The following is a 22,308-nucleotide window of genomic DNA, read 5'->3' on the forward strand; positions in this document are numbered from 1 at the left end:
GGGGAGGGTCAGGGACGCCGCGGCACGGCGCTCAGAGCTTCGTGGCGATGATGGTGCTGGCGTCGGAGGCGACCATCACCTCGACGGCGGTGAAGCGCTCGTCGGTCAGCCACTGCTCGCGCAGGGTGTCGACGCGACCGTAGGTGATCGGCGGCCACTGCTCGCACGGCGTGAAGTCGTCGAGGACGACGATGCCGCCGTCCTCCACGAGGTCGGCGACGGCGTCGACGCCGACCGCGCTGGTGCGCCCGCCGTCGGACCAGCCGGCGTCCTGCTGGCCGGAGTCGAGGAACAGCAGCGAGAAGGGACCCTTGTCGAGCAGCGTCGACCAGTCGGCGGCCAGCACCTCGACCTGGGGGTCGTCGACGAAGATCTCCGCGGCGGCCTGGGCGAGCTTGGGGTTGAGCTCGGCGGTCACGATCCGGGCCTTCTCGCCGCGGACGCCGGAGCGCAGCCACGCCGTCCCGACCCCGCAGCCGGTGCCGAACTCGGCCATGGTGCCGTCGCGGGTCGCGGCCAGCATGGCGAGCAGGCGACCGGTCTCGTTGCGGCAGAAGGAGACGTACCCGGCCCGGCGGGAGACCGCGAACGCGCGGTTCACGACGTCGGGGAGGTCGGGTGGGGCGCTCATGGGGGGAGTCTTCCCCGACGGTCTCGACGCCTGGGACCCGGGTCTCGCCATGTGAGCAGTTCTCGGAACTCCGTGGCGGACGACGGCCCCGTCGTCCTACCGTGTGCTCACCATGCGGAACGTCTTCGTACTTATCGAGCGCCGCGACGGGGCCCAGCAGGTCTGAATCCTGCGGCGAGAGGCCACCCCGTCGCGGTGGTCCTCGTGCGTTCCCGGCCCCTCGCACCACCATCCCTGGTGATGTCTCCGCGGCGGTCCGGTCCTCGGCCACTCGAAGCGCGATCCGCTCGTCCGCAGGCTCTCCCGTGCGATCCACGGGTGCCCCTCCGTGGGGACATCTCCGGGTGTGACCGACACATCCGCCTGCGAGAAGGAGAGCCCGATGTACGACATGTATCCCGAGTGGGGCCCGGCGAAGAACCGCAGCACCGACGACGGCAGCCGCGCCACCGCGCGCTCGCTGCAGACGTCCCTCGACCTGCGAGACAACGGCGGCGAACGCCCCGACGACAACTAGCCTTCGCCCCATGACCAGCACCGACAGCACCACCGACAGCACCGCCGAGAGCACCAGCGCCGGCAGCACGATCCGGCTCGCCGTCATCCCCGGCGACGGGATCGGCCCGGAGGTGACCTCCGAGGCCCTCAAGGTCCTCGACGCGGTCGCTCCCGCCGGCGTGAAGTTCGAGCAGACCCACTACGACCTCGGCGCGGAGCGTTACCTCGCGACCGGCGAGGTGCTGCCGGACTCCGTGCTCGCCGAGATCCGCGGGCACGACGCGATCCTGCTCGGTGCCGTCGGGGGCAGGCCGAACGACCCGAACCTCCCGCCGGGCATCCTCGAGCGGGGCCTCCTGCTGCGGCTGCGCTTCGAGCTCGACCACTACGTCAACCTGCGCCCCTCGCGGATCTTCCCCGGCGTCACCTCGCCCCTGGCCCCGCACGTGCTCGACGGTCGGGACGACGTCGACTTCGTCGTCGTCCGCGAGGGCACCGAGGGCCCCTACACCGGCAACGGCGGCGCGCTGCGCGTCGGCACGCCGCACGAGATCGCCACCGAGGTGTCGGTCAACACCGCCTTCGGGGTCGAGCGGGTCCTCCGCGACGCCTTCGCGCGCGCCCGGCGGCGTCCGCGCAAGAAGCTCACCCTGGTCCACAAGACCAACGTGCTCGTGCACGCCGGGTCCGTGTGGTGGCGCCTGACCCAGGCGGTCGCCCGTGACTTCCCCGAGATCACCGTCGACTACATGCACGTCGACGCCGCGATGATCCACCTGACCACCGATCCCGCCCGCTTCGACGTGATCGTCACCGACAACCTCTTCGGCGACATCATCACCGACCTCGCCGCCGCCATCACCGGCGGCATCGGCCTCGCGGCGTCCGGCAACGTGAACCCGGACCGCACCGCGCCGTCGATGTTCGAGCCGGTCCACGGCTCCGCGCCCGACATCGCGGGCCAGCAGAAGGCCGACCCGACCGCCGCCATCGGCTCGGTCGCGCTGCTCCTCGACCACCTCGGCCACCCCGGGACCGCCGCCGTCGTCGACGCCGCGATCGTCGCCGACCTGGCCGAGCGCACCGGCATCCCGCGGACGACGTCCGAGGTCGGCGACGCCATCGCCGCCCGAGTAGCCGGCTGACCGCCCCGGACCCCACGGACGCCGGGCGGGTGCGCGATCGACGTGCACCGTCCGGCGTTCGCCATCTCCCGACGAAGGACTAACTTGTGGCCATGGAGTTCAGCACCACGCTCACCAGCGAGCCGACCACCGACGAGCGCCTGGCCGAGATCCTGGCCAACCCCGGCTTCGGGGTCCACTTCACCGACCACATGGTCACCATCGAGTGGACGCCGGACGCCGGCTGGCACGACGCCCGCGTGACGCCGTACGGTCCGCTCACGCTCGACCCGGCGACCGCCGTCCTGCACTACGCGCAGGAGACCTTCGAGGGCATGAAGGCCTACCGCCACGCCGACGGCACCGTCTGGACCTTCCGTCCGGAGGAGAACGCCGCCCGGATGGTCCGCTCGAGCCACCGGCTCGCGCTGCCCGTGCTCGAGGTCGAGGACTTCGTCCAGGCCGTCGACGCGCTGGTCGCCGTCGACGAGCGCTGGGTGCCCGAGTCGGGTGGCGAGAAGAGCCTGTACCTGCGCCCCTTCATGTTCGCGAGCGAGGCGTTCCTCGGCGTCCGTCCTTCCCAGCACGTGACGTTCATGGTGATCGCCAGCCCGGCCGGCGCCTACTTCAAGGGCGGCGTGAAGCCGGTGACGCTGTGGCTCACCGAGGACTACACCCGCGCCGGTCGCGGGGGCATGGGCGCGGCCAAGACCGGCGGCAACTACGCCAGCTCGCTCGTGGCCCAGCAGGAGGCCTCGAGCCACGGGTGCGACCAGGTGGTGTTCCTCGACGCCCAGGAGGGTCGCTACATCGAGGAGCTCGGCGGGATGAACCTGTACTTCGTGCACGACGACGGCCACATCGTCACCCCGGCGACCGGCACCATCCTGGAGGGCATCACCCGCGCCAGCATCATCGAGCTCGCCGGCAAGCTCGGCCACCCCGTGGAGGAGCGGCGCTTCTCGATCGACGAGTGGCGCGACGGGGTCACCAGCGGCCGGATCACCGAGATCTTCGCCTGCGGCACCGCCGCCGTCGTCACGCCCGTCGGCGCCCTCAAGTGGGACGGCGGCGAGGTCGCCGCCCCCGCCAGCACCGACCTCACCATGCGGATCCGCGAGGCGCTCGTCGACGTGCAGTTCGGCCGGGCCGAGGACACCTTCGGCTGGATGCACCGCGTCGGCTGAGCCGCGCCCGCCGGCCACCGGCGGCGGCCCCGGCCACCGCCGGCCCGGCACCGGCACCGGCACCCGGCTAGGTGGTCACCTCGCGCTGCGGTGTCAGCGCCAGCACCACCGCGGCGCAGAGCGCGGCGGCGGCGCAGATCGCCCACACCGTCAGGTAGCCCGACAGCGGCGCGTGGCCCTCGACCGGGTCGTCGATCGACCCGGCGGAGGCCAACGCGATCGCGAACACCGACGACGCGATCGCGCCGCCGATCGTCTTGGTCGCGTTCGTCATCCCGGTCGCGAACCCGGTGCGGTCCGCCGGCGCTGCCGCGGCCGCCGACGCCGGGAGCGCGGCCACCAGTGCGCCCGAGCCGACGCCGGCGACCGCCATGTTGACGAGGGCCTGGCCCGTGGAGTCGTGGAACGGCAGCCACAGCGCGTACCCCGCGGCGACCAGCAGCGCCGAGCCGACCAGCGCTCCCCGGGTGCCCAGCAGCCGGGAGGTGAGCGGCAGCGTGAACGCGCCGATCGCCAGGAAGACCACGTAGACGCCGATCAGCGTCGAGACGAACGACGCGTCGGCACCGAGGCCGTACCCGACCGTGTCCGGGTCGGTGCGGGCGTACGTCGACAGCGGGATCTGGGCGCCGAGCACCGACATGCCGAAGAGGAACGCGGTCAGCTGCACCGGCCACTGGCCGGGTGTCGCGAGGAGCCGGACGTCGACCATCGGATCCTCCTGCCGGGCCTCGTAGCGGCCGAACGGCACCAGCGCCGCCAGGCCGGCGAGGACCAGCACCCAGGGCAGGAACGAGTCGGGGCCGGCGACCCGCAGCGCGATCAGGCCGCCCATCACGAGTCCGATCGCGGCGGTGACGAGCGCGAGGCCGGTCCAGTCGAAGCCGCCGGTCGCCGTCCCGGGGGCGTCCTCGATGCCGAACCAGATCGCGAACAGGCACAGCGTCACCGCGACGGCCGGCAGCATCAGCAGCACCGACATCGACGTCGACTCGACCAGGGCGCCGGAGGTCAGCGCACCGATGATGACGGCCAGCTCGAGGGCCCCCACCAGGATCGCCGCGGCGCGACGGGTGAGCTGCCCCTGGCGACCCGTGCCGGCGGTGCGGCGGTGGATGATCGCCACCTCGATCGGCAGCCACACGACGTAGGCGCCCTGGAGCGCCCAGCCGACCAGGAACGTCGTGAACGACGGCGCGAGGACCAGGATCCACGACCCGACGGCGGTGACCACCGTCGAGAGCAGCAGCACCTTCTTGTGCCCGACGAGGTCGCCGAGCCGCGCCAGCGGCGGGACCACCAGCGCGGAGACGACCAGCTGGGCCGCCTCGAACCAGTTGACGTCGGCGTCCTTGATGCCGAGGGAGTCGGCGATGTCGCTGAAGATCGGCGTGTAGTAGCCCTGGAGGATCCCGCTCGCGAGCTCGACGCAGACCAGGAAGCCGACGATCGCGGCGAGGCTGCGGGCCGGCGGGGAGACGAGCGCCTCCTTCGTGCTCATGAGGGCAGCCCTTCGATCAGTCGGCGGTACCAGCGGATGCCGTCGAGGAAGTCCTCGACGCCGAGGTGCTCGTCGTAGGAGTGGATGGCCTCGCGCTGGGCCTTGGTCATGCGGAAGGGCGCGAAGCGGTAGACCCGCTCGCAGATCTCGGTGAAGAACCGGGCGTCGGTGGCCGCCATCATCACGTACGGCGCCGGTACGGCGTCCGGGAAGATCGCCGAGATCGTGGCCTCGAGCAGCTCGAAGGCCTCGTCGCGCGGGCTCACCGGGCTCGGCTCGTTGGCCTCGATCATGTCGAGGTGGACGTGCTCGTCGCCGACCGACGCGCGGACGTGATCGACGGCGTCCTCGACGGTGTCGCCGACCATCACCCGGATGTTCACGCCGGCCCCGGCGGTCTGGGCGACGACGTTGAGGGCGGGGGAGCCGGAGAGCGTGGTCACGGCGACCGTCGTCCGGGTCATCGCGGCCGCCTCCGGCCCGGCCGCCACGAGGGCGCGCGCCAGGACCGGCGCGAGCCGGCCGGCGTTCGACATCAGGGCGCGCAGGGGGAGCGGGGCGTGGGGTGCCATCCGGCGGAACAGCTCGATCGTGGGCTCGGGCAGCCGGCTCGGCATCGCGGAGGCGTCGAGGCGGGTGATCGCCCGGGCGATCCGCGCGGTCGGGCCGCGCCGGGCCGGGGTCGAGGCGTGACCGCCGCGGCCCTCGGCGCGCAGCTCGAGCGAGGTCACGCCCTTCTCGGTGACGCCGATGACGCCGATCGGCGTGCTGACGCCGGGGAACGCCTCGTGCGCGACGGCGCCGCCCTCGTCGAGCACGAACCACGGCCGGACGCCGCGGGCGGTGAGCTCGGCGACGGCGTCCGAGGCGCCGCTGCCGGAGACCTCCTCGGTGCAGCCGAACGAGAGCCACACGTCCTGCGCGGGGGTGAAGCCGGTCGCGAGGAGGGTCTCGACGGCCTCGCAGACGGCCACCAGCTGGCCCTTGTCGTCGAGGGTTCCGCGGCCCCAGATCGCCCCGTCGACGACGTCACCGCCGAACGCCGGGTGCCTCCACTCGCCCTCGACCGGGACGACGTCGAGGTGGGCCATCAGGACGACGGGTCGCTCGGCCGACGCGCCGGGCCAGTGCACGAGCAGCCCGTGCGCGGCGATCGTCGTCCGGTCGAGGGCGTGCAGCAGCGGGAACTGTCGCTCCAGCTCGCGGCCGAACGCCTCGAACGCCGCCGCGTCGACCCGCTCGGGGTCGCGGTCGGAGACCGTCGGGATCCGGATCAGCGCCTGCAGCTTCGCGACCGCCGGGTCGTCCGCGGCCCCCGTCGTCGCCCGCCCGCCGGTCGCCCCCCACGTCGCCATGCCGGAACTGTAGGGGCAACCGGCCCGTCCCGGCACCGAACCGTCGCCGCGGGGTAGTCCCGGACGATCGGCCCCGAAATCGTCGTCGTCGAGGGGCCGATCGTCCGGGACTACCCCCGACCTGGGGCCCGTGGTGCGGATGGGACCGGCGCAGCGCGGGTAACCTCGTCGCGTGACGACCCGACCCCGCGACGAGTCGCCCGCGGGCCGGACCTCCGTGGGCCCGTACACGCTGCTCGCCAAGATCGGCGAGGGCGGCATGGGCGTCGTCCACCTGGCGCGGCGCGGCGACGGGCCGCGGGTGGCCCTGAAGGTGCTGCGCCCGCACATCGTCGGCGACGACGAGGCCCGGCAGCGGCTCGCTCGCGAGGTGTCGTCGCTGGGTCGGATCAAGAGCCGGTGGGTCGCCGAGATCGTCGACGCCGACCCGTGGGCCCCGGTCCCGTACGTCGCCACCCGCTACGTCCCGGGCCTGTCGCTGCACGACGAGATCGCGCAGGAGGGCCCGATCGAGGGTGCCGACCTGCTGTGGTTCGCGGGCTGCCTGGCCGAGGGACTGGCGTCGGTGCACGCGGTCGGCGTCCTGCACCGCGACGTGAAGCCGTCGAACGTGCTGATGGAGGGACGCACCCCCATCCTCATCGACTTCGGGCTGGCCCGGGTCGCCGACGACCCCCGCCTCACCCACACCGGCTGGCTGCTCGGCACGCCCGGCTACCTCGCGCCCGAGATCCTGTACGGCGACGACGCCTCGGCCGCCTCCGACCTGCACTCGTGGGCCGCGACCGTCGCCTTCGCCGGGATCGGCGCCGCGCCGTTCGGGCGGGGGCCGTCGATGGCGATCATGGACCGGGTCCGCCGCGGCGAGCACGACCTCACCGGCCTGACCGGGCCGCTGCGCGAGGTCGTCGAGGCCGCCCTCGACCCCGAGCCCTCGCGGCGCCCGAGCCTCGACGCCGTCCTGGGCTGGCTCCGGCCGCAGACCACCCGGCCGACCCCGTTGCTCGCGCCGCCCCCGACGCGCGGTCTCGACGGGGGTCCCGGCGGTGGTCTCGACGGGGGTCCCGGCGGTGGCTCCGACGACCCGTTCGCCATGTCGCTCGCCCTGGCGGCGCAGGCGCACGACGTACCGGTGGAGCCGGCGATGACGGCGCCGGTGATGCTGCGCCCCGACGCGAGCGCGGAGGACGACGTCGTGCCGCCGGCGGCCGCCCCGACCGTCCGGGAGCACTCGACCCTCGTGCTGCCGCACGAGGAGGACCCGACCCTCCGTGAGCGCCACCCGGCCCCGGCGCCGCCGTACGCGCCGCCCGTGCCGGCGCCCCTCTCGGCGCCCGTGGTGCCGGCCGCCTACGTGCCGCTGTCGTACGACGTCCCGCCGCCGCACCTCGCCCCGACCCCGGTCGAGCGCCCGGCGCTCGGCGAGCGACTGCGCCGCCTCGGCCTGGTCGCCGCCGGCGCGCTCGTGGTCGGTGCCGCCGTCGCGGCGGCACCCTGGCTCACGCTGGCCGTCGTGGTGGTCGTGGTCTGGCTGCTGCGCAGCGGGTCGCTCGCCACCGGCGCCGTCGGCGCCCGGCGCGACGTCCGCGGCCGGCGGTGGTACGACGCCCCGCAGCTGCTGCTCAGCACCCCGTGGCACCTCGTGCAGTCGGTCCCGGGCGCCGTCATGCTGCTGGTGTGGGCCTGCGGCCTGGCTGTCGCCGCGGCCCTCGTCTGCTACGCGGTCGGCGCCGCGATCCCCGTCACCCTGTTCGTCACCGGCATCACGCTCGCCCCGGCGCTGTGGTGGGGGCCGGGGGGCAGCCGCCTGCGTGGCCCGGTCGGCCGGGTCGTCGACCCGCTGAGCCGCCGGGTCGGCCCCTGGCTCGTCGCGACGCTCGTCGTCCTCGCTCTCGCGGTCGCGGGCGGGCTGGCCGTCGAGGCACGCGGTCCGTCGTGGGCCCCCGCCTCCGACCACCCCTTCTCCCGTCGCTGACCCACCCGCGGTGCACCGACGCTGACCCGTCAGCGATAGGTGACGGGTCAGCGCAGATCCGAGGCCGACCCGTCAACGATAGGTGACGGGTCAGCGCAGATCCGAGGCCGACCCGTCAGTGATAGGTGACGGGTCGGCCTCTGCCCGCAGGGGGAGGGACGGTTCTGCCCGTGGGCCGATGTGGGCGGGCGCCGGAGCGAGCAACCTGGGGACATGGACACCTCCCCGCTCCCCAGCCCGGCCGCGCCGCCGGTCATCAGCGTCACCGGACTCCGCAAGAGCTACGACGGCCGCGTGGTCGTCGACGACCTCGACCTCCGGGTCGACGCCGGCGAGGTCGTCGGCCTGATCGGCGCGAACGGCGCCGGCAAGACCACCACGGTCGAGTGCCTCCAGGGCCTCCGGCGGGCGGACGCCGGCGCCGTCCGGGTCCTTGGGTTCGACCCGGCGCGCGACGCCGAGCGGCTGCGCCCGCTCATCGGCAGCCAGCTGCAGGACTCCGGGCTGCCCGACCGGCTGCGGGTGGAGGAGGCGGTCCGGCTCTTCGCCGGTCCCGACGCCGGGGACGCCGAGGAGCTGCTCGAGCGGTTCGGGCTGGCGCACCGTCGGCGCCTCCACTTCGCCACGATGAGCGGCGGGGAGCGGCAGCGGCTCTTCCTCGTGCTCGCCCTGCTGAACCGGCCGCGCCTGGTGATCCTCGACGAGCTCACCCAGGGTCTCGACCCCGCGGCGCGCCGCGAGGTGTGGCGCTCGGTGCAGCAGCTGCGCGCCGACGGCACCACGGTCCTGCTGGTCACCCACGAGCTCGAGGAGGCCGAGGCGCTGTGCGACCGCGTCGTGGTGATGCAGGCGGGCCGCGTCCTCGACAGCGGTACGCCGGAGGAGCTCGTCACCCGCCACGGCGGACCGGTCGTCGTCCGGTTCGGGCTGCCGGCCGGCCGGCCCGCGCACGACCTCGTCGCGCTCCGCGCGCTGCCCGGGGTCCTCGACGTCGAGCGGCGCGGCGACCGGGTCGCCGTCCACGGACGGCGCAGCGCGATCGCCCACGTGGGTGCCTGGCTGGTCGCGCGGGGCGACGTCCCCGACGACCTGTCGGTCACCTCGCCCGACCTCGAGGGCGCCCTCCTCGCCCTGCTCGACACCCCCACCACCACGACCGAGGACGCCGCCTGATGACTGCCACCCCCCTCGCCGAGCCCGCCGGCGCCACCACGAGCCCCACGAGCCCCGCGAACCCCACGAGCCGACCGGGCCGACCGGGCCGACCGCGCCGGCACCCCTCGGCGACCCGCCGCCTGGTCGCCGCCGAGCTGCGCCTGCTGCGTCGCGACCCGCTGACCCTGACGTTCGTGTTCGTCTTCCCGGTGATCTCGATGCTCATCATCGGCGGCTCGTTCGGCACGACGCCCGACGACGCCTTCCCGGTCAACCCGGCGCACTGGTACGTCGCGTCGTACTTCTCCGTCGTCATCGGCGCGACCGGGCTGATCATGCTGCCGGTGCACATCGCGTCCTACCGGGAGCGGGGGGTGCTGCGCCGCTTCGCCGCCGCCGGCTTCCCGCGCTGGTCGTTCGCGCTGGCCGAGCTGGTGCTCGGCCTGACGGCGGTGTCGGTCGCGGGCGTCGTCCTGCTGGCCGTTGCGGCCCCGGTGTACGGCGTCCCGGCGGTCGACGACCCGGTCCGCGTCGTGCTCGGCGTGCTCCTCGGCGCGGTCGCGTTCGTGTCGCTCGGCGTGCTGCTCGGGTCGGTGCTGCCCTCGGCCCGAGCCGCCCAGGCGGTCGGGATGCTCCTGTTCTTCCCCTCCTTCCTGCTCGGGGTCGGTGGACCGCCGCCGGCGGTGATGTCGCCGACCCTGGCGTCGATCTCCGACGCGCTGCCCCTCAAGGTGGTCACCGACGCCGTCCGCGAGCCGTGGCTCGGGCTGGACGGCGGCACCGGCGGCCTGGTCGTGGTGGGGCTGCTCGCGGTGGTGACGACGGCGCTCGCCGCGCGCCGCACCGCGCTCTGACCGGCGGTGGCTGTGACACTGGATCCCATGGTCGAGCGGTGGGCACGGTGGAGCGGCCCGGTCGCCGTCGCGCTGCTCCTCGCGGCGGGTGTGCTGCTGACCGACCGGCCGGTGGTCCTCGCGGTGGCGGTCTCCGTCACGGCTGTGGGGATCTGCGTGGTCGTCGCGCGCGTGTGGCTCACCGAGTGGGCGGCCGTCGTCGCCTTCCTCCCCGTGGTCGGCCTGGTCTACGTGCTGGCTGCCGGGCTCTCGGCGAACCTGGGCTGGTTCGCGATCTGCGTCGTCGTGGGCTGGGTGGCGCTCACGTCGGGACCCGCCCCGACGGCGGTGTTCACGGCGGTCGCCCTGGTCGGCTTCGTCGTGCAGGGGCTCGTCGAGCCCGAGCCGGGGTGGGGCACCTGGTGCGCCGGGGTCCTGTTCACGGCGCTGGCCTGCCAGATGGCCAGCCGTCAGCGGGTGCTGCTCGCCGAGCTCCGCGCGGCGCAGGCGGGGCTGGCCGAGCGGGCGGCCGCGGAGGAGCGCAACCGGATCGCCCACGAGCTGCACGACGTCATCGGTCATGCACTCACCGTCTCGCTGCTCCACGTCACCAGCGCCCGGCTCGCGCTCGAGGAGGACCCCGCCGAGGCGGCGGCCTCGCTCGCCGAGGCCGAGCGGCTGGCGCGGCAGAGCCTGGCCGAGGTGCGCAGCGTGGTCGGGTTGATGAAGGACGCCGGCGCTGCCGGGCCGCTTCCGGGCGCCGACCAGCTCGACGAGCTCGTCGCGTCGTTCGTCCGCGCCGGCGCCGACGTCGACTGGTCGGTGACCGGCGACCCGTCGCACCTGACGGCCACCGAGGGGCTCACCCTCTACCGGATCCTGCAGGAGGCGCTGACGAACGTCGTCCGCCACGCCCCAGGTGCTCCGGTGACCGCGCGTCTCGAGCTCGTGGCCGGCCGCTGCCGGGTCGTGGTCGACAGCCGCGCGCCGGCCGGTGTCGCCACCGCCGACGGCACCGGGCTCGACGGCATGCGGCAGCGGGCGGTCGCCCTGGGCGGCGAGCTCACGGCTGGCCCGCACGACGGCGGCTGGCGGGTCGAGGCGGTGCTGCCCGCGTGACCGGTCCCGTGACGCCGCCCCCGGTCCGGGTGCTCCTGGTCGACGACCAGGAGCTGATCCGGGCCGGGCTGCGCGGCATCCTGCGCGCCTCGCACGGCTTCGACGTCGTGGGCGAGCTCGGTGACGGGGCCGGCGTCGTCGCCGCCGTGACCGAGCTGCGGCCCGACGTCGTCGTGATGGACGTGCGGATGCCGGGCATCGACGGCGTCGAGGCGACCCGGCGGCTCGGGGCGCTCGACGAGGCACCGCCGGTGCTGGTGCTGACGACGTTCGAGGACGAGGAGACGCTCGCCGGTGCGCTGCGCGCGGGCGCCGACGGCTTCCTGCTCAAGGGCGTGCCCGCCGACGACCTGCAGCGCGCGGTCCGAGCGGTCGCCGCCGGGGACGCCTGGCTCGACCCGGGCGTCACCCGCCGCGTCCTGTCGGCCTACCGCGACGGCGGACCCGCGGCCGCGACCGGACCGTCCGCGGCCGCCGACGTCCTCACCGCCCGGGAGCGGCAGGTGCTCGCCCTGATCGGTTCCGGGCTCAGCAACGGCGAGATCGCGGCGGAGCTGGTGCTGGGGGAGGGCACGGTGAAGACCCACGTGGGCCACGTGTTCGCCAAGCTCGGGCTGCGCGACCGGGCCGCCGCGGTCGTCTTCGCCTTCGACCACGGGCTGGTCTCACCCGTGGCGCGGCGCGGACCGTCGTAGCCCGCGGGTGGTCCCGGATCGTGGAACGGGTGTCGGTCCGACGGCCCGCGTGGCACGATGAGTGACGTGCAGCACGGCGTGATCATCATTCGCTAGCGCACCGGGCCCCGCTCGGTGCGCGAACCTCTCGTTCCACGGGAGGTTTTTTTGTTGCCCCGACCCGGTCCCCGACCCGACCGACGCACCACCCGATCGACCGAACCGAGAGCTGACCGATGGACCTGCACGGCGCGTTCCACGTCTACGACACCACCCTGCGCGACGGCGCGCAGCAGGAGGGGTTGAACCTCTCCGTCGCCGACAAGCTGACGATCTCGCGGCTGATCGACGAGCTCGGCGTCGGCTACATCGAGGGCGGGTGGCCGGGCGCGAACCCGAAGGACACCGAGTTCTTCCGCCGGGCCGCGGCCGAGCTGGACCTGCGCCACGCGCGGCTGGCGGCGTTCGGTGCGACCCGCAAGGCCGGCGTCCGCGCCGCCGACGACCCGCAGGTCGCCGCGCTGCGCGACAGCGGTGCCGGCGTGGTCACCCTGGTCGCGAAGTCGCACGACCGGCACGTCGAGCTCGCCCTGCGCACGACGCTGGCGGAGAACCTGGAGATGGTGCGCGACACCGTCAGCCACCTGCGGGCCGAGGGGCAGCAGGTCTTCCTGGACGCCGAGCACTTCTTCGACGGCTTCCGGCGCAACCGCGACTACGCCCTCGAGGTCGTGCGCGTGGCCGCCGAGGCCGGCGCCGACGTCGTCGCGCTGTGCGACACGAACGGCGGCATGCTGCCGCCGTGGGTGGGCGAGACCGTCGCCGAGGTCATCGCCGCGACGGGAGCGCGGGTGGGCATCCACGCCCACAACGACACCGGCTGCGCCGTCGCCAACAGCCTGGCCGCGGTCGAGGCCGGCGCGACCCACGTGCAGGGCTGCCTCAACGGCTACGGCGAGCGCACCGGCAACGCCGACCTGGTCACCACCGTCGCCAACATCGAGCTCAAGCTCGGCCGTCCGGTGCTGCCCGAGGGCGCGCTGCGCGAGTCGACCCGGATCGCCCACGCCGTCGCCGACGTCACCAACTTCGCGCCGGCCTCGCGCCAGCCCTACGTCGGCACCTCGGCGTTCGCCCACAAGGCCGGGCTGCACGCCAGCGCGATCAAGGTCGACCCGAACCTCTACCAGCACATGGACCCGGTCGGCGTCGGCAACGACATGCGGCTGCTCGTCTCCGACATGGCCGGCCGCGCCTCGATCGAGCTGAAGGGCCGCGAGCTCGGGTTCGACCTCTCGGGCGATCGCGACGTCGTCGCCCGCGTCACCGACCGGGTCAAGGCGATGGAGCAGCGCGGCTACACCTTCGAGGCCGCCGACGCCTCGTTCGAGCTGCTGCTCGTCGAGGAGGTCGAGGGACGTCGTCCGGCCTACGTCGAGGTCGAGTCGTGGCGGGTCATCACCGAGACGCTGAACCACCGGGGCGACACCGAGGAGGCCGTCTCGGAGGCGACCGTCAAGCTGACCGCCGAGGGGGTGCGCTACGTCGTCACCGGCGAGGGCAACGGCCCCGTCAACGCCCTCGACTTCGCCCTGCGCGCCGCCATCGGCCAGGCCTTCCCCGAGGTCGCCAAGTTCGAGCTGATCGACTACAAGGTGCGCATCCTCGACCAGGGCCACGGCACCGACGCGATCACCCGGGTGCTCATCGAGACCACCGACGGCGCGTCGTCGTGGGTCACCGTCGGCGTCGGCCACAACGTCATCGAGGCCTCGTGGGAGGCGCTGCTCGACGGGCTGACCTACGGGCTGAGGCACCACCACCCGGCCTGAGGGCGGCGACCACCTCGGCCGGCTCAGCAGCCGACGACGCGGCTCACCAGGTCGTCCCACCCGGTGCGGAGCTGCTCGAGCGAGCGGTGCTCGAGGTGCACCTGCTGCTCGAGGATCGGGACCTCCAGGGGTGCGAGCAACGCGGTGGCGAGGTAGCCGAGGTCGCCGTGGACGCCGAGCTCGCCCAGCAGGTAGCGCACGTGCATCGCGGTGAACGACACCGCCGCGTAGGCGCGGGCGCCCGCGTGCCCGGCCGCCCGGATGAGGTCGGCGTGCAGCAGGGTCACCTCGAGGCGGGAGTGGCCGAAGGCGTGCAGCCGTTCGCGCGGTGGCGCACCCGGGCCGAGCGGGGGCGGGCCCGAGAGGATGCGCCCCTGCCACGCCGACTCGGAACGGTCCAGCAGGGCCGCCATCAGGCCCTCGCGGCTCTCGAAGCGGCGGAAGACCGTCCCCTTGCCGACGCCGGCCCGCTGTGCGACGGCGTCCATGGTGACGTGCTCGACACAGCCCAGCGCGATGAGCTCGGCTGCCGCGGCCAGCAGCGCCTCGCGGTTGCGGGCGGCGTCGGACCGCTCGGCGGGTGCCTCGCCCGCCATCGGCAGCAGCCGCATCCCCTCCATGGCGCGAGCCTAGCGAGCGGGTCGCGGACGGCGTCGCGAGAATTGCCTCGGCCCGACGGGAAGAAAAGCGGACCACGGTCCGTTTGGCTCGTCATGACGATCAACTCCGCCCCCACCGCCCGCCGCGTCGCCGTCCTCGTGGGCAGCCTGCGCGCCGACTCCCTCAACCGCAAGGTCGCCGAGCTGCTGCGCGACCAGGCGCCCGACGGCGTCGTCATCGACATCGTCGACGGCCTGGCCGACCTGCCTTTCTACGAGGAGACCCTCGACGCCGAGGCCACCCCGGCCGCGGCCGTCGCCCTGCGCGAGCGCGTCGCCGGCGCCGACGCCCTGCTCGCGATCACCCCCGAGTACAACGGCACCATGCCGGCCGTGCTCAACAACGCCATCGACTGGCTCTCCCGCCCGTACGGCGCCGGCGCGATCGTCGCCAAGCCCTTCGGCGTGCTCGGCACCACCCCGACGCCGTTCGGTGGCAAGTGGGCCCACGAGGACGCCCAGCGCTCCGCCCGGATCGCCGGCGCGGCCGTCGTCGACGGTGCGGTCGTCTCGCAGTCGGTGCTCGAGATCGACCCGCTCACCGACGTCGACGCGATCGAGCGCTTCCACGGCGTCGTCAACGCGCTGCTCGCCTTCGAGCCCGCCGCGGCCTGACCGGTCCCCGACCACGCACTACGGTCGGGGCGTGGCCGAGCTCCATGACCTGACCGCCCTCGAGCAGGGAGCCCTCGTCCGTCGCGGCGAGGTCTCGTCGCTCGAGCTCACCGAGCACTACCTCGAACGCGCCGCCCGTCTCGACGACGTCGGCGCGTTCGTCACGCTCACCCCCGGACGGGCTCGCGAGCAGGCGCGCGCTGCCGACGATCGACCCGCGGCCGAGGACGGCGCGGGTGACCCGCTGCGCGGCGTCCCGACCGCGATCAAGGACCTGAACCTCACCGCGGGCGTGCCCACCCGGTTCGGCTCGCGCGCGTTCGCCGACTTCGTGCCCGAGGTCTCCGACCACGTCACCCTCTCGCTGGAGGGGGCCGGGCTGCCAAGCCTCGGCAAGACGAGCACCCCCGAGCTCGGCTCGCCCTGCTACACCGAGCCGGACGACGCCCCGGCGGCCGTCACGCCGTGGGACCGCACCCGGATGGCCGGCGGCAGCTCCGGCGGCGCGGCGGCGGCGGTCGCGGCGGGCCTGGTGCCGGTGGCGCAGGGCTCGGACGGTGGTGGCTCCATCCGGATCCCGGCCTCCTGCTGCGGGCTCGTCGGTCTCAAGCCGTCGCGCGGTCGGATCAGCGGTTTCCCCGCGTACGGGGATCCAGTAGGACTGGCGACTGCCGGCTCCATCGCGCGCACCGTGCGGGATGCCGCTGCGCTGCTCGACGTCATGGCCGGTCACCGGGTCGGTGATCCGTCGTGGGCGCCACCTCCTCCCGAGAGCTTCCTGGCCTCCTGCGACCGCGACCCGGGACGGCTCCGGGTCGCGAAATTCAGCACACCAGTCATCACCGACATGTCCGCCGACTCCGTCCACAGCGAGGTGCTGGCCGCCTACGAGGACGCCTCCCGGCTCCTCGAGAGCCTCGGACACGACGTCGTCGACGTGCCGGTGCCGCTGCCGCCCGAGTCGGTGTCGACCTTCGAGACCTGCTGGGCGGTGCTCACCGCGCTGTCGGTCGTCCCGCCCGAGGACGAGCCGCTGCTGCGGCCGCTCACGCGGTGGCTGACCGAGCGAGGACGCGCGGTGAGCGCGCCCGACTTCGGCCTCGCGATCGGCGCGATGCGGCGCTACGCCGCGCAGGCGCTGGCCGCCCTCGCGCCGTACGACGCCGTGCTCACCCCCACCGTCGCGCAACCCCCGCTGCCCGTCGGCGCGATCCGCGACGACGCCGACCCGGCCCGCGACTTCGAGAACCAGAAGGCCTTCACCCCCTGGACGTCGGCGTGGAACGTCACCGGCATGCCGGCGATCTCGCTGCCCCTGCACTGGACCGAGGACCCGCTGCCGCTGCCGGTGGGCGTGATGCTCGCGGCCCGGCCCGCCGAGGAGCACGTCCTGCTCGCGCTGGCGGCCCAGGTCGAGGCCGCCGCCCCCTGGCACGGCCGGAGGCCGCCGCGGTGGTGAGCGTGTCGGTGGTCCCCACCGCCCACCTCGCCCCGGCCGACCTCGCCGCGATCCGGGACCTGATGGACGCCGCCTTCGACAACTTCACCGACCTCGACTGGGCGCACACGCTCGGCGGGCTGCACGTCGTCGTCCGCGACGCCGACGCACGTGACGGCCAGGTGGTCGCGCACGGCGCGGTGGTCCAGCGCCGCCTCCTGGTGGAGGGTCGCTCGCTGCGTTGCGGCTACGTCGCGTCGGTGGCCGTCGCCCCCGACCGCAAGCGCGAGGGCCTCGGTGACCGGGTGATGGCCGAGCTCGAGGCCCTGGCGCCGGGCCACGACCTCCTGGCCCTGAGCTCCTCGACCGAGGGGTTCCCGCTCTACGCGTCCCGCGGTTGGCAGCCCTGGCGGGGACCGACCTCGGTGCTGGCGCCGTCCGGCATCGAGCCGACCCCGGACCGCGACGGCTCGATCCACGTGCTCGGCGGGCCGGCCGGCGGCCTGCTCGACCTCGACGCCCCGATCACCTGCGACTGGCGCGACGGCGACGTCTGGTAGCCGCTCGACCGACGACGGGGATCAGTCCTCGACGCCCCAGGTGGCGTGGAAGTCGTCGATCGAGAGGTGCTCGAGCTGCTCGCGCACGGTCTGGATCGTCAGGGCCGCCTCCTCGCTCGGGCCGGCGGCGACGCGGACCACCTCGGCGTCGTCGTCGATGCGTCGGACGACGACGTCACCCACGCTCGACGTCTCGGTGGCCCCGCCGAACGCGGCGGTGAACAGGTCGCCGGCAGCGGTGGCCACCCGGCGCACCACGCCGCCGCGCGAGCTCTCGATGGCGGCGACGTAAAGCTCGCCGGCGCGACGGGCCTCCCGTGGGTCGGTCATGGCGCCGAACCTAACAAGCGGACCGGGCCGCCCGGCCGGCCCCACCCCCGCTCGGGCGGCATCGCCTGACGGCCGACTCCGGTGGCCGCACACGGAGGCAATGCGGGAGGCGTTGGTTTCAGGCCGACCGGCGTCAGGGGGGAGCCGAGCCAATCAGGTGCGTCAGCGGGCGGGGGAACCCGCGAGCAGCCGCTCGCCCGCGTCGACGAGCGCCTGACGGATCGGCGCGCCCCGCTCGGCGAAGCGTCGCTGCGCCTCGGCGTACTCCTGCTTGCCGCCGGCCGTCTCGATCCGGACCGGCGCCCAGGGCTCGCCGGTGTGGTCCATCGCGATGCCGGTGAAGTCGTACGGCGCCGCGCGCATGTCGAGCACTCGGATGTCCCAGGCGAGCTCGAAGGCGTCGACGACCAGGTCCGACGACACCAGCGGCGAGAGCCGGAAGGCGTGCTTGTAGAGGTCCATGCCGGCGTGCAGGCAGGCCGGCTGCTCGAAGGCGGTCCGGTCGCCGGCGGTGGGGGAGAGGGTGTTGAGCGGGCGGGCCGGGTCGGTGAAGAACCGGAACGCGTCGAAGTGCGAGCACGCGATGCGGTGCGACTCCACGACCGCGTCGGTGCCGTCGCCTCCGAGTCGCAACGGCCAGTCGGCGTGCCGGGTCTCGTCGTCGCCCTGGCGGTAGACCATCGCCCACTCGTGCAGCCCGAAGCAGCCGAGGTGGGCCGGCCGGGCGGCGGTCGCAACCAGGAGCCGGTGCAGTGCCTCGACGAGGGGACGCTGGGACTCGACGTGGGCGGGGTCGACCGCCGCGTCGTCCGGGGCGCCCTCGGCGACCGCGTACCCGCGGAGCCCGCCGTACGCCGCCGCGCCACCGGCCAGCACGACCTCGGCGCCGGGGTGCCAGCGGCGCAGTTGGGCCGGGCGGTGGGAGTAGTAGGTGAACAGGAAGTCGTGCACCGGGTGCTTGGCCCGGGCGTCACGGCGCTCCAGGTGGGGGCCGACGAGTGCGTCGACCCGCGCGGCGTGCGCCGCCGCGCGTGCCTCCCACGTCTCCTGCGCCAGCACCTCCACGACGGGCCATCCTACGGAGCCTCCGCCGGAGGTCCTGCACGTGAGCGTTGCCGGAGGTTGAGCACGCGAGCGCCGGCGAGCGCGGGCGAGCGCCGGCGGAACCCCGCGACGTCCATGCGAACCTCCCGAGTCCGGCTCGGTGGTCTCGACTCGGCTCGCTGGCGCTCGCCGGCTCGACCAACGGGATCCGAGTCGGCTCGCTGGCTCGACCAGCGGGATCCGTGTCCGGCTCGGTGGTCTCGACTCGGCTCGCTGGCGCTCTCCGGCTCGACCAGCGGAAGCCGAGTCGGTTCGACCAGCGGAAGCCGAGTCGGTTCGACCAGCGGAAGTCGAGTCGACTCGACCAGCGGGGGGCGCCGGCACGAGTCCCGGCAGGACGGGCACGCGGCCGGTCGATAGGCTCGACCTCGTGCGTATCGCGAGGTTCACCACAGGCGAAGAGCCGATGTACGGAGTCGTGACGGGTGAGGTCGACCAGTTCGGCCAACCCGAGGAGGACGCCGTCGTCGTGGCGCTGGCCGGCGACCCGCTCTACGTCGGGGTCAAGCTGCTCGACCAGGAGTTCAGGCTGGCCGACGTGCGGCTGCTGGCACCGGTGCTGCCGCGCAGCAAGGTCGTGGGCATCGGCCGCAACTACGCCGCCCACGCGGCCGAGCTCGGCAACGACGTCCCCAGCGAGCCGATGATGTTCCTCAAGCCGAACACCAGCGTCGTCGGCCCCGGCGACCCGGTTTTCTACCCACCGCAGACCCAGGACCTCCAGTACGAGGGCGAGCTCGCCGTCGTGATCGGACGGATCTGCCGCGACGTCCCGGTCGAGCAGGCCACCGACGTGATCCACGGCTACACCATCGCCAACGACGTCACCGCCCGCGACCTGCAGCGCAAGGACGGCCAGTTCACCCGCGCCAAGGGCTTCGACTCGTTCTGCCCGCTCGGCCCGTGGATCGAGACCGACCTCGACCCGCAGCACTTCCAGGACGGCGTCCGGGTGCAGACCTTCCTCAACGGGGACGTCGTCCAGGACGGGTCGACGGCCGACATGGTCTTCGACGTGCCGGCCCTGGTCGCCCACGTCTCCAGCGTGATGACGCTGCTGCCCGGCGACGTCATCCTCACCGGCACCCCCGAGGGTGTCGGCCCGATGCAGGTCGGTGACGAGGTCGAGGTCTCGATCGCCGGTCTCGGTTCCCTCACGAACAGGATCGCCCTCCGTTGAACGACACCGCGAGCACCCGCCCCGTCCGCGTCCGCATGGCGCCGAGCCCCACCGGCAGCCCGCACGTCGGCCTGGTGCGGACCTGCCTCTACAACTGGGCCTTCGCGCGCCACCACGGCGGCACGTTCGTGCTCCGCATCGAGGACACCGACACCGCGCGCAACACCCAGGAGTCCTACGACGCCCTGTTCGACCTGTTCGGCTGGCTCGGCCTGCACTGGGACGAGGGCCCGGACGTCGGGGGCCCGCACGCGCCCTACCGCCAGTCCGAGCGCGGCGACCTGTACGCCGACGCGCTGGCCCGGCTCGCCGCGGCCGGCCACACCTACCGCTGCTTCTGCACCACCGACGAGGTCGACGCGCGCCGGAGGGCCAGCGGCTCGAAGGTGCAGGGCTACGACCGGTTCTGCCGCGACCTGAGCGCCGAGCAGGTCGCCGCCTTCGAGGCCGAGGGCCGCGGCGCCGTCGTCCGGTTCAAGATGCCCGACGGCGACATCGCCTTCGACGACCTGGTGCGGGGGACGATCTCGTTCCACTCCGACAACGTCACCGACTACGCGCTCGCCCGGGCCAACGGCGAGCCGCTCTACACGCTGGTGAACCCGGTCGACGACGCGCTGATGGAGATCACCCACGTCCTGCGCGGCGAGGACCTCCTCTCGAGCACGCCCCGCCAGATCCCGCTGTACGCCGCCCTCGCCGACGTCGGGATCGGCACCGGTGCGCCGGCGTTCGGTCACCTGCCCTACGTCATGGGCCAGGGCAACAAGAAGCTCTCCAAGCGCGACCCCGAGGCCAACGCGCTGGCCTACCGCGACCAGGGCTACCTGCCCGAGGGACTGCTCAACTACATGGCGCTGCTGGGCTGGGCGATCGCCGCCGACCGCGACGTGTTCACGCTCGAAGAGATGGTCGAGGCGTTCGAGATCGGCGACGTGAACGGCAACCCGGCCCGCTTCGACCTGAAGAAGTGCGACGCCATCAACACCGCGCACATGCGGCGGCTGGCGCTCGACGACATCACCCACCGGGCGCTGCCCTTCCTCAAGGACGCCGGCGTGGTGGGCGATCCCGTCACCGATGCCGACGCACAGCTGCTCGAGCAGGCGATGCCGCTGGTCGGCGAGCGGATCAACAAGCTGACCGAGGCCGTCGACATGCTCGGCTTCCTCTTCGCCGACGAGGACTCGTTCACCCGCGACGAGGCCGACGTCGCCAAGCTGCTCGACGGTGACGACGGGGCCGGGCGCGACATCGTCCGCGCCTCCCGCGACGCCGTCGCGGACCTGCCCGTCTGGTCGACCGAGACCATCCAGACGGCGCTGCAGACCGCGCTGGTCGAGGAGCGGGGGCTGAAGCCGCGGGTGGCCTTCGGTCCGGTCCGCGTCGCGGTCACCGGACGCCGGGTCTCCCCGCCTCTCTTCGAGTCCATGGAGCTCCTCGGACGGGAGCGCAGCCTGTCCCGTCTCGACAGCGCGCTGGCGTGACGGCGGCCGCCGACGTGCCGGGCGTGAGCACCGCGCCCCCCGAGCGGGACGGGCTGGAGTACCACCAGCTCTACCGGGCCGGGCGCCAGCCGGTCGCGGCGTGGTCGCTGCTCGGCGCGCTGGCGGTCGCCGTGCTGTTCCTCGTCGTGAACGTGATCGTCGTCGTCTCGGCCTTCACGGTCTGGTTCGCCGCCACGGGCACGTCCGCCGACGCGGTGACCGACAAGGTGGCACGGCTGGCCGACACCGACCCGGTGACCCCGGGCGTGCTGCTCTTCGTCAACCTCGTCATCGTGCTGGCCATCCCCGGCACCTGGCTGTGCGTCCGGGCCTTCCAGGGCCTCGCGCCGCGGTGGCTGACCTCCGTGCGCCCGCGGGTGCGCTGGGGGTGGCTGGCGGCGTCGTTCGGGGTGTCGCTGTTCGCCCTGGTCCTGACGATCGTGCTCGGCTCGCTGCTGCCCGCCAGCGGGGACACCGGCACGGTCTCGGGCGAGCTCAACGACTTCACCGCGACCAGCCGGGACTTCCTGCTGGTGATCGTGCTGCTGACCCCGCTGCAGGCGATCGCGGAGGAGTACGTCTTCCGCGGCTACCTCACGCAGGCCTTCGGCGGCCTCTTCGCCGACCGCTGGGTCTCGCGCTCGGTCGCCGTCCTGGCACCGGCCGTGCTGTTCGCCCTCGCGCACGGCACCCAGGACTTCCCCGTCTTCGTCGACCGCCTCGCGTTCGGCATCTCCGCCGGGATCCTGGTCATCGCGACCGGCGGCCTCGAGGCCGGCATCGCCTACCACGTCGTCAACAACCTCCTCGCCTTCGGCATCACGCTCGCCGTCGGCGACATGACGACCGTGCTGACCCCGGAGGGCGGCAGCTGGTGGGACGTCGCCCTCACCGTCCTGAAGTCCGTCATCTTCGTCGGGCTCTCGATCTGGGTAGCCCGCCGGATGGGCGTGCAGACGCGCGTCGGCCGCGAGAGGTTGGCCGAGTTGGCCCGTCCCGGAGCCCGCGTGTAAGGTTTCTACTCGGCCTCCGGACCTCGTCCAGGGGAGCC

The 22,308-nt window shown here is 73.8% G+C and carries 21 protein-coding genes; 15 read left to right on the forward strand and 6 right to left on the reverse strand.

Annotated elements, in window-relative coordinates; translation table 11 throughout:
* Window positions 1-31 precede the first annotated feature (31 nt).
* Window positions 32-631: a class I SAM-dependent methyltransferase gene (locus E4623_RS14770; RefSeq protein WP_134767315.1), complete on the reverse strand. Its 600-nt coding sequence runs from the start codon at window positions 629-631 to the stop codon at window positions 32-34.
* Window positions 632-977: 346 nt separating this feature from the next.
* Here E4623_RS14770 and E4623_RS22690 point away from each other — a divergent pair, with 346 nt between their 5' ends.
* The 3 genes from E4623_RS22690 to E4623_RS14780 all read left to right on the forward strand — a co-directional run bounded on the left by E4623_RS22690 (window position 978) and on the right by E4623_RS14780 (window position 3,440).
* Complete coding sequence (locus tag E4623_RS22690; RefSeq protein WP_167736637.1) at window positions 978-1,148, forward strand: hypothetical protein; 171 nt, start codon at window positions 978-980, stop codon at window positions 1,146-1,148.
* Window positions 1,149-1,158: 10 nt separating this feature from the next.
* Window positions 1,159-2,274, forward strand: a complete 1,116-nt coding sequence (locus E4623_RS14775; RefSeq protein WP_134767316.1) for a 3-isopropylmalate dehydrogenase — start codon at window positions 1,159-1,161, stop codon at window positions 2,272-2,274.
* 92 nt (window positions 2,275-2,366) lie between these two features.
* Window positions 2,367-3,440, forward strand: coding sequence for a branched-chain amino acid aminotransferase (locus E4623_RS14780; protein ID WP_134767317.1), 1,074 nt, complete (start codon window positions 2,367-2,369; stop codon window positions 3,438-3,440).
* Window positions 3,441-3,507: 67 nt separating this feature from the next.
* On the opposite strand, the gene E4623_RS14785 is transcribed toward E4623_RS14780, so the two are convergent.
* Together E4623_RS14785 and E4623_RS14790 are read right to left on the reverse strand one after the other, a co-directional pair.
* Window positions 3,508-4,941, reverse strand: a complete 1,434-nt coding sequence (locus E4623_RS14785) for an MFS transporter (RefSeq protein ID WP_134767318.1) — start codon at window positions 4,939-4,941, stop codon at window positions 3,508-3,510.
* A complete protein-coding gene (locus E4623_RS14790; protein ID WP_134767319.1) occupies window positions 4,938-6,296 on the reverse strand; it encodes a M20/M25/M40 family metallo-hydrolase in 1,359 nt (452 codons plus the stop codon). The genes E4623_RS14785 and E4623_RS14790 overlap by 4 nt, the downstream gene beginning before the upstream one ends.
* Window positions 6,297-6,468: 172 nt before the next feature.
* On the opposite strand from E4623_RS14790, the gene E4623_RS14795 reads away from it, so the two are divergent.
* The 6 genes from E4623_RS14795 (at window position 6,469) to cimA (ending at window position 13,884) form a co-directional block, all read left to right on the forward strand.
* Window positions 6,469-8,271: a serine/threonine-protein kinase gene (locus E4623_RS14795; protein ID WP_134767320.1), complete on the forward strand. Its 1,803-nt coding sequence runs from the start codon at window positions 6,469-6,471 to the stop codon at window positions 8,269-8,271.
* Window positions 8,272-8,484: 213 nt separating this feature from the next.
* A complete protein-coding gene (locus E4623_RS14800; RefSeq protein WP_134767321.1) occupies window positions 8,485-9,444 on the forward strand; it encodes an ABC transporter ATP-binding protein in 960 nt (319 codons plus the stop codon).
* Window positions 9,444-10,280 (forward strand): ABC transporter permease, encoded by an 837-nt coding sequence (locus tag E4623_RS14805; protein ID WP_134767322.1) that lies wholly within the window; start codon window positions 9,444-9,446, stop codon window positions 10,278-10,280. Before E4623_RS14800 ends, E4623_RS14805 begins: the two co-directional genes overlap by 1 nt.
* A gap of 27 nt (window positions 10,281-10,307) precedes the next feature.
* On the forward strand, window positions 10,308-11,378 hold the full coding sequence (locus E4623_RS14810; protein WP_134767323.1) for a histidine kinase: 1,071 nt from the start codon (window positions 10,308-10,310) through the stop codon (window positions 11,376-11,378).
* On the forward strand, window positions 11,375-12,073 hold the full coding sequence (locus E4623_RS14815; protein WP_245155087.1) for a response regulator transcription factor: 699 nt from the start codon (window positions 11,375-11,377) through the stop codon (window positions 12,071-12,073). Before E4623_RS14810 ends, E4623_RS14815 begins: the two co-directional genes overlap by 4 nt.
* A gap of 215 nt (window positions 12,074-12,288) precedes the next feature.
* Window positions 12,289-13,884 carry a citramalate synthase gene (gene cimA, locus E4623_RS14820; protein ID WP_134767324.1) on the forward strand — a complete coding sequence of 532 codons (1,596 nt, stop codon included), beginning with the start codon at window positions 12,289-12,291 and terminating at the stop codon, window positions 13,882-13,884.
* A 23-nt stretch (window positions 13,885-13,907) separates the two neighbouring features.
* On the opposite strand, the gene E4623_RS14825 is transcribed toward cimA, so the two are convergent.
* Window positions 13,908-14,504, reverse strand: a complete 597-nt coding sequence (locus tag E4623_RS14825) for a TetR/AcrR family transcriptional regulator (RefSeq protein ID WP_134767325.1) — start codon at window positions 14,502-14,504, stop codon at window positions 13,908-13,910.
* Between the two features lie 93 nt (window positions 14,505-14,597).
* On the opposite strand from E4623_RS14825, the gene E4623_RS14830 reads away from it, so the two are divergent.
* The 3 genes from E4623_RS14830 to E4623_RS14840 are packed head-to-tail and all read left to right on the forward strand — an operon-like array spanning window position 14,598 to window position 17,156.
* Entirely contained in the window at window positions 14,598-15,158 is a 561-nt protein-coding gene (locus E4623_RS14830; RefSeq protein ID WP_134767326.1) for an NAD(P)H-dependent oxidoreductase, read from the forward strand.
* 31 nt (window positions 15,159-15,189) lie between these two features.
* A complete protein-coding gene (locus E4623_RS14835) occupies window positions 15,190-16,617 on the forward strand; it encodes an amidase (protein WP_134767327.1) in 1,428 nt (475 codons plus the stop codon).
* A gap of 2 nt (window positions 16,618-16,619) precedes the next feature.
* Window positions 16,620-17,156 carry a GNAT family N-acetyltransferase gene (locus tag E4623_RS14840; RefSeq protein ID WP_245155088.1) on the forward strand — a complete coding sequence of 179 codons (537 nt, stop codon included), beginning with the start codon at window positions 16,620-16,622 and terminating at the stop codon, window positions 17,154-17,156.
* A gap of 21 nt (window positions 17,157-17,177) precedes the next feature.
* Here E4623_RS14840 and E4623_RS14845 read toward each other — a convergent pair whose 3' ends face one another.
* Window positions 17,178-17,486 (reverse strand): hypothetical protein, encoded by a 309-nt coding sequence (locus E4623_RS14845; protein ID WP_134767328.1) that lies wholly within the window; start codon window positions 17,484-17,486, stop codon window positions 17,178-17,180.
* 162 nt (window positions 17,487-17,648) lie between these two features.
* Window positions 17,649-18,551 carry a 3-methyladenine DNA glycosylase gene (locus E4623_RS14850; protein ID WP_134767329.1) on the reverse strand — a complete coding sequence of 301 codons (903 nt, stop codon included), beginning with the start codon at window positions 18,549-18,551 and terminating at the stop codon, window positions 17,649-17,651.
* A gap of 409 nt (window positions 18,552-18,960) precedes the next feature.
* On the opposite strand from E4623_RS14850, the gene E4623_RS14855 reads away from it, so the two are divergent.
* Genes E4623_RS14855 through E4623_RS14865 form a run of 3 tightly spaced genes read left to right on the forward strand, consistent with a single transcriptional unit; the run spans window position 18,961 to window position 22,270 of the window.
* Window positions 18,961-19,770, forward strand: coding sequence for a fumarylacetoacetate hydrolase family protein (locus tag E4623_RS14855; protein ID WP_134767330.1), 810 nt, complete (start codon window positions 18,961-18,963; stop codon window positions 19,768-19,770).
* Between the two features lie 35 nt (window positions 19,771-19,805).
* The gene (gltX, locus tag E4623_RS14860) at window positions 19,806-21,257 is read left to right on the forward strand and encodes a glutamate--tRNA ligase (RefSeq protein WP_134767714.1); all 1,452 of its coding nucleotides are present in this window, start codon (window positions 19,806-19,808) and stop codon (window positions 21,255-21,257) included.
* Between the two features lie 23 nt (window positions 21,258-21,280).
* Complete coding sequence (locus E4623_RS14865; protein WP_134767331.1) at window positions 21,281-22,270, forward strand: CPBP family intramembrane glutamic endopeptidase; 990 nt, start codon at window positions 21,281-21,283, stop codon at window positions 22,268-22,270.
* Window positions 22,271-22,308: the final 38 nt, after the last annotated feature.

Origin of the sequence: Nocardioides sp. 1609 (assembly GCF_004522105.1) — a bacterium.
GTDB lineage: Bacteria > Actinomycetota > Actinomycetes > Propionibacteriales > Nocardioidaceae > Nocardioides.

Excerpts from the sequence above, each read along its gene's own strand:
- E4623_RS14825 (WP_134767325.1), bottom strand. The coding sequence starts at position 14,504 with ATGGAGGGGATGCGGCTGCTGCCGATGGCGGGCGAGGCACCCGCCGAG.
- E4623_RS14805 (WP_134767322.1), top strand. The coding sequence starts at position 9,444 with ATGACTGCCACCCCCCTCGCCGAGCCCGCCGGCGCCACCACGAGCCCC.
- E4623_RS14830 (WP_134767326.1), top strand. The coding sequence starts at position 14,598 with ATGACGATCAACTCCGCCCCCACCGCCCGCCGCGTCGCCGTCCTCGTG.
- E4623_RS14770 (WP_134767315.1), bottom strand. The coding sequence starts at position 631 with ATGAGCGCCCCACCCGACCTCCCCGACGTCGTGAACCGCGCGTTCGCG.
- gltX (WP_134767714.1), top strand. The coding sequence starts at position 19,806 with ATGGCGCCGAGCCCCACCGGCAGCCCGCACGTCGGCCTGGTGCGGACC.
- E4623_RS14810 (WP_134767323.1), top strand. The coding sequence starts at position 10,308 with ATGGTCGAGCGGTGGGCACGGTGGAGCGGCCCGGTCGCCGTCGCGCTG.
- cimA (WP_134767324.1), top strand. The coding sequence starts at position 12,289 with ATGGACCTGCACGGCGCGTTCCACGTCTACGACACCACCCTGCGCGAC.
- E4623_RS14785 (WP_134767318.1), bottom strand. The coding sequence starts at position 4,941 with ATGAGCACGAAGGAGGCGCTCGTCTCCCCGCCGGCCCGCAGCCTCGCC.
- E4623_RS14800 (WP_134767321.1), top strand. The coding sequence starts at position 8,485 with ATGGACACCTCCCCGCTCCCCAGCCCGGCCGCGCCGCCGGTCATCAGC.
- E4623_RS14780 (WP_134767317.1), top strand. The coding sequence starts at position 2,367 with ATGGAGTTCAGCACCACGCTCACCAGCGAGCCGACCACCGACGAGCGC.
- E4623_RS14790 (WP_134767319.1), bottom strand. The coding sequence starts at position 6,296 with ATGGCGACGTGGGGGGCGACCGGCGGGCGGGCGACGACGGGGGCCGCG.
- E4623_RS14775 (WP_134767316.1), top strand. The coding sequence starts at position 1,159 with ATGACCAGCACCGACAGCACCACCGACAGCACCGCCGAGAGCACCAGC.
- E4623_RS14845 (WP_134767328.1), bottom strand. The coding sequence starts at position 17,486 with ATGACCGACCCACGGGAGGCCCGTCGCGCCGGCGAGCTTTACGTCGCC.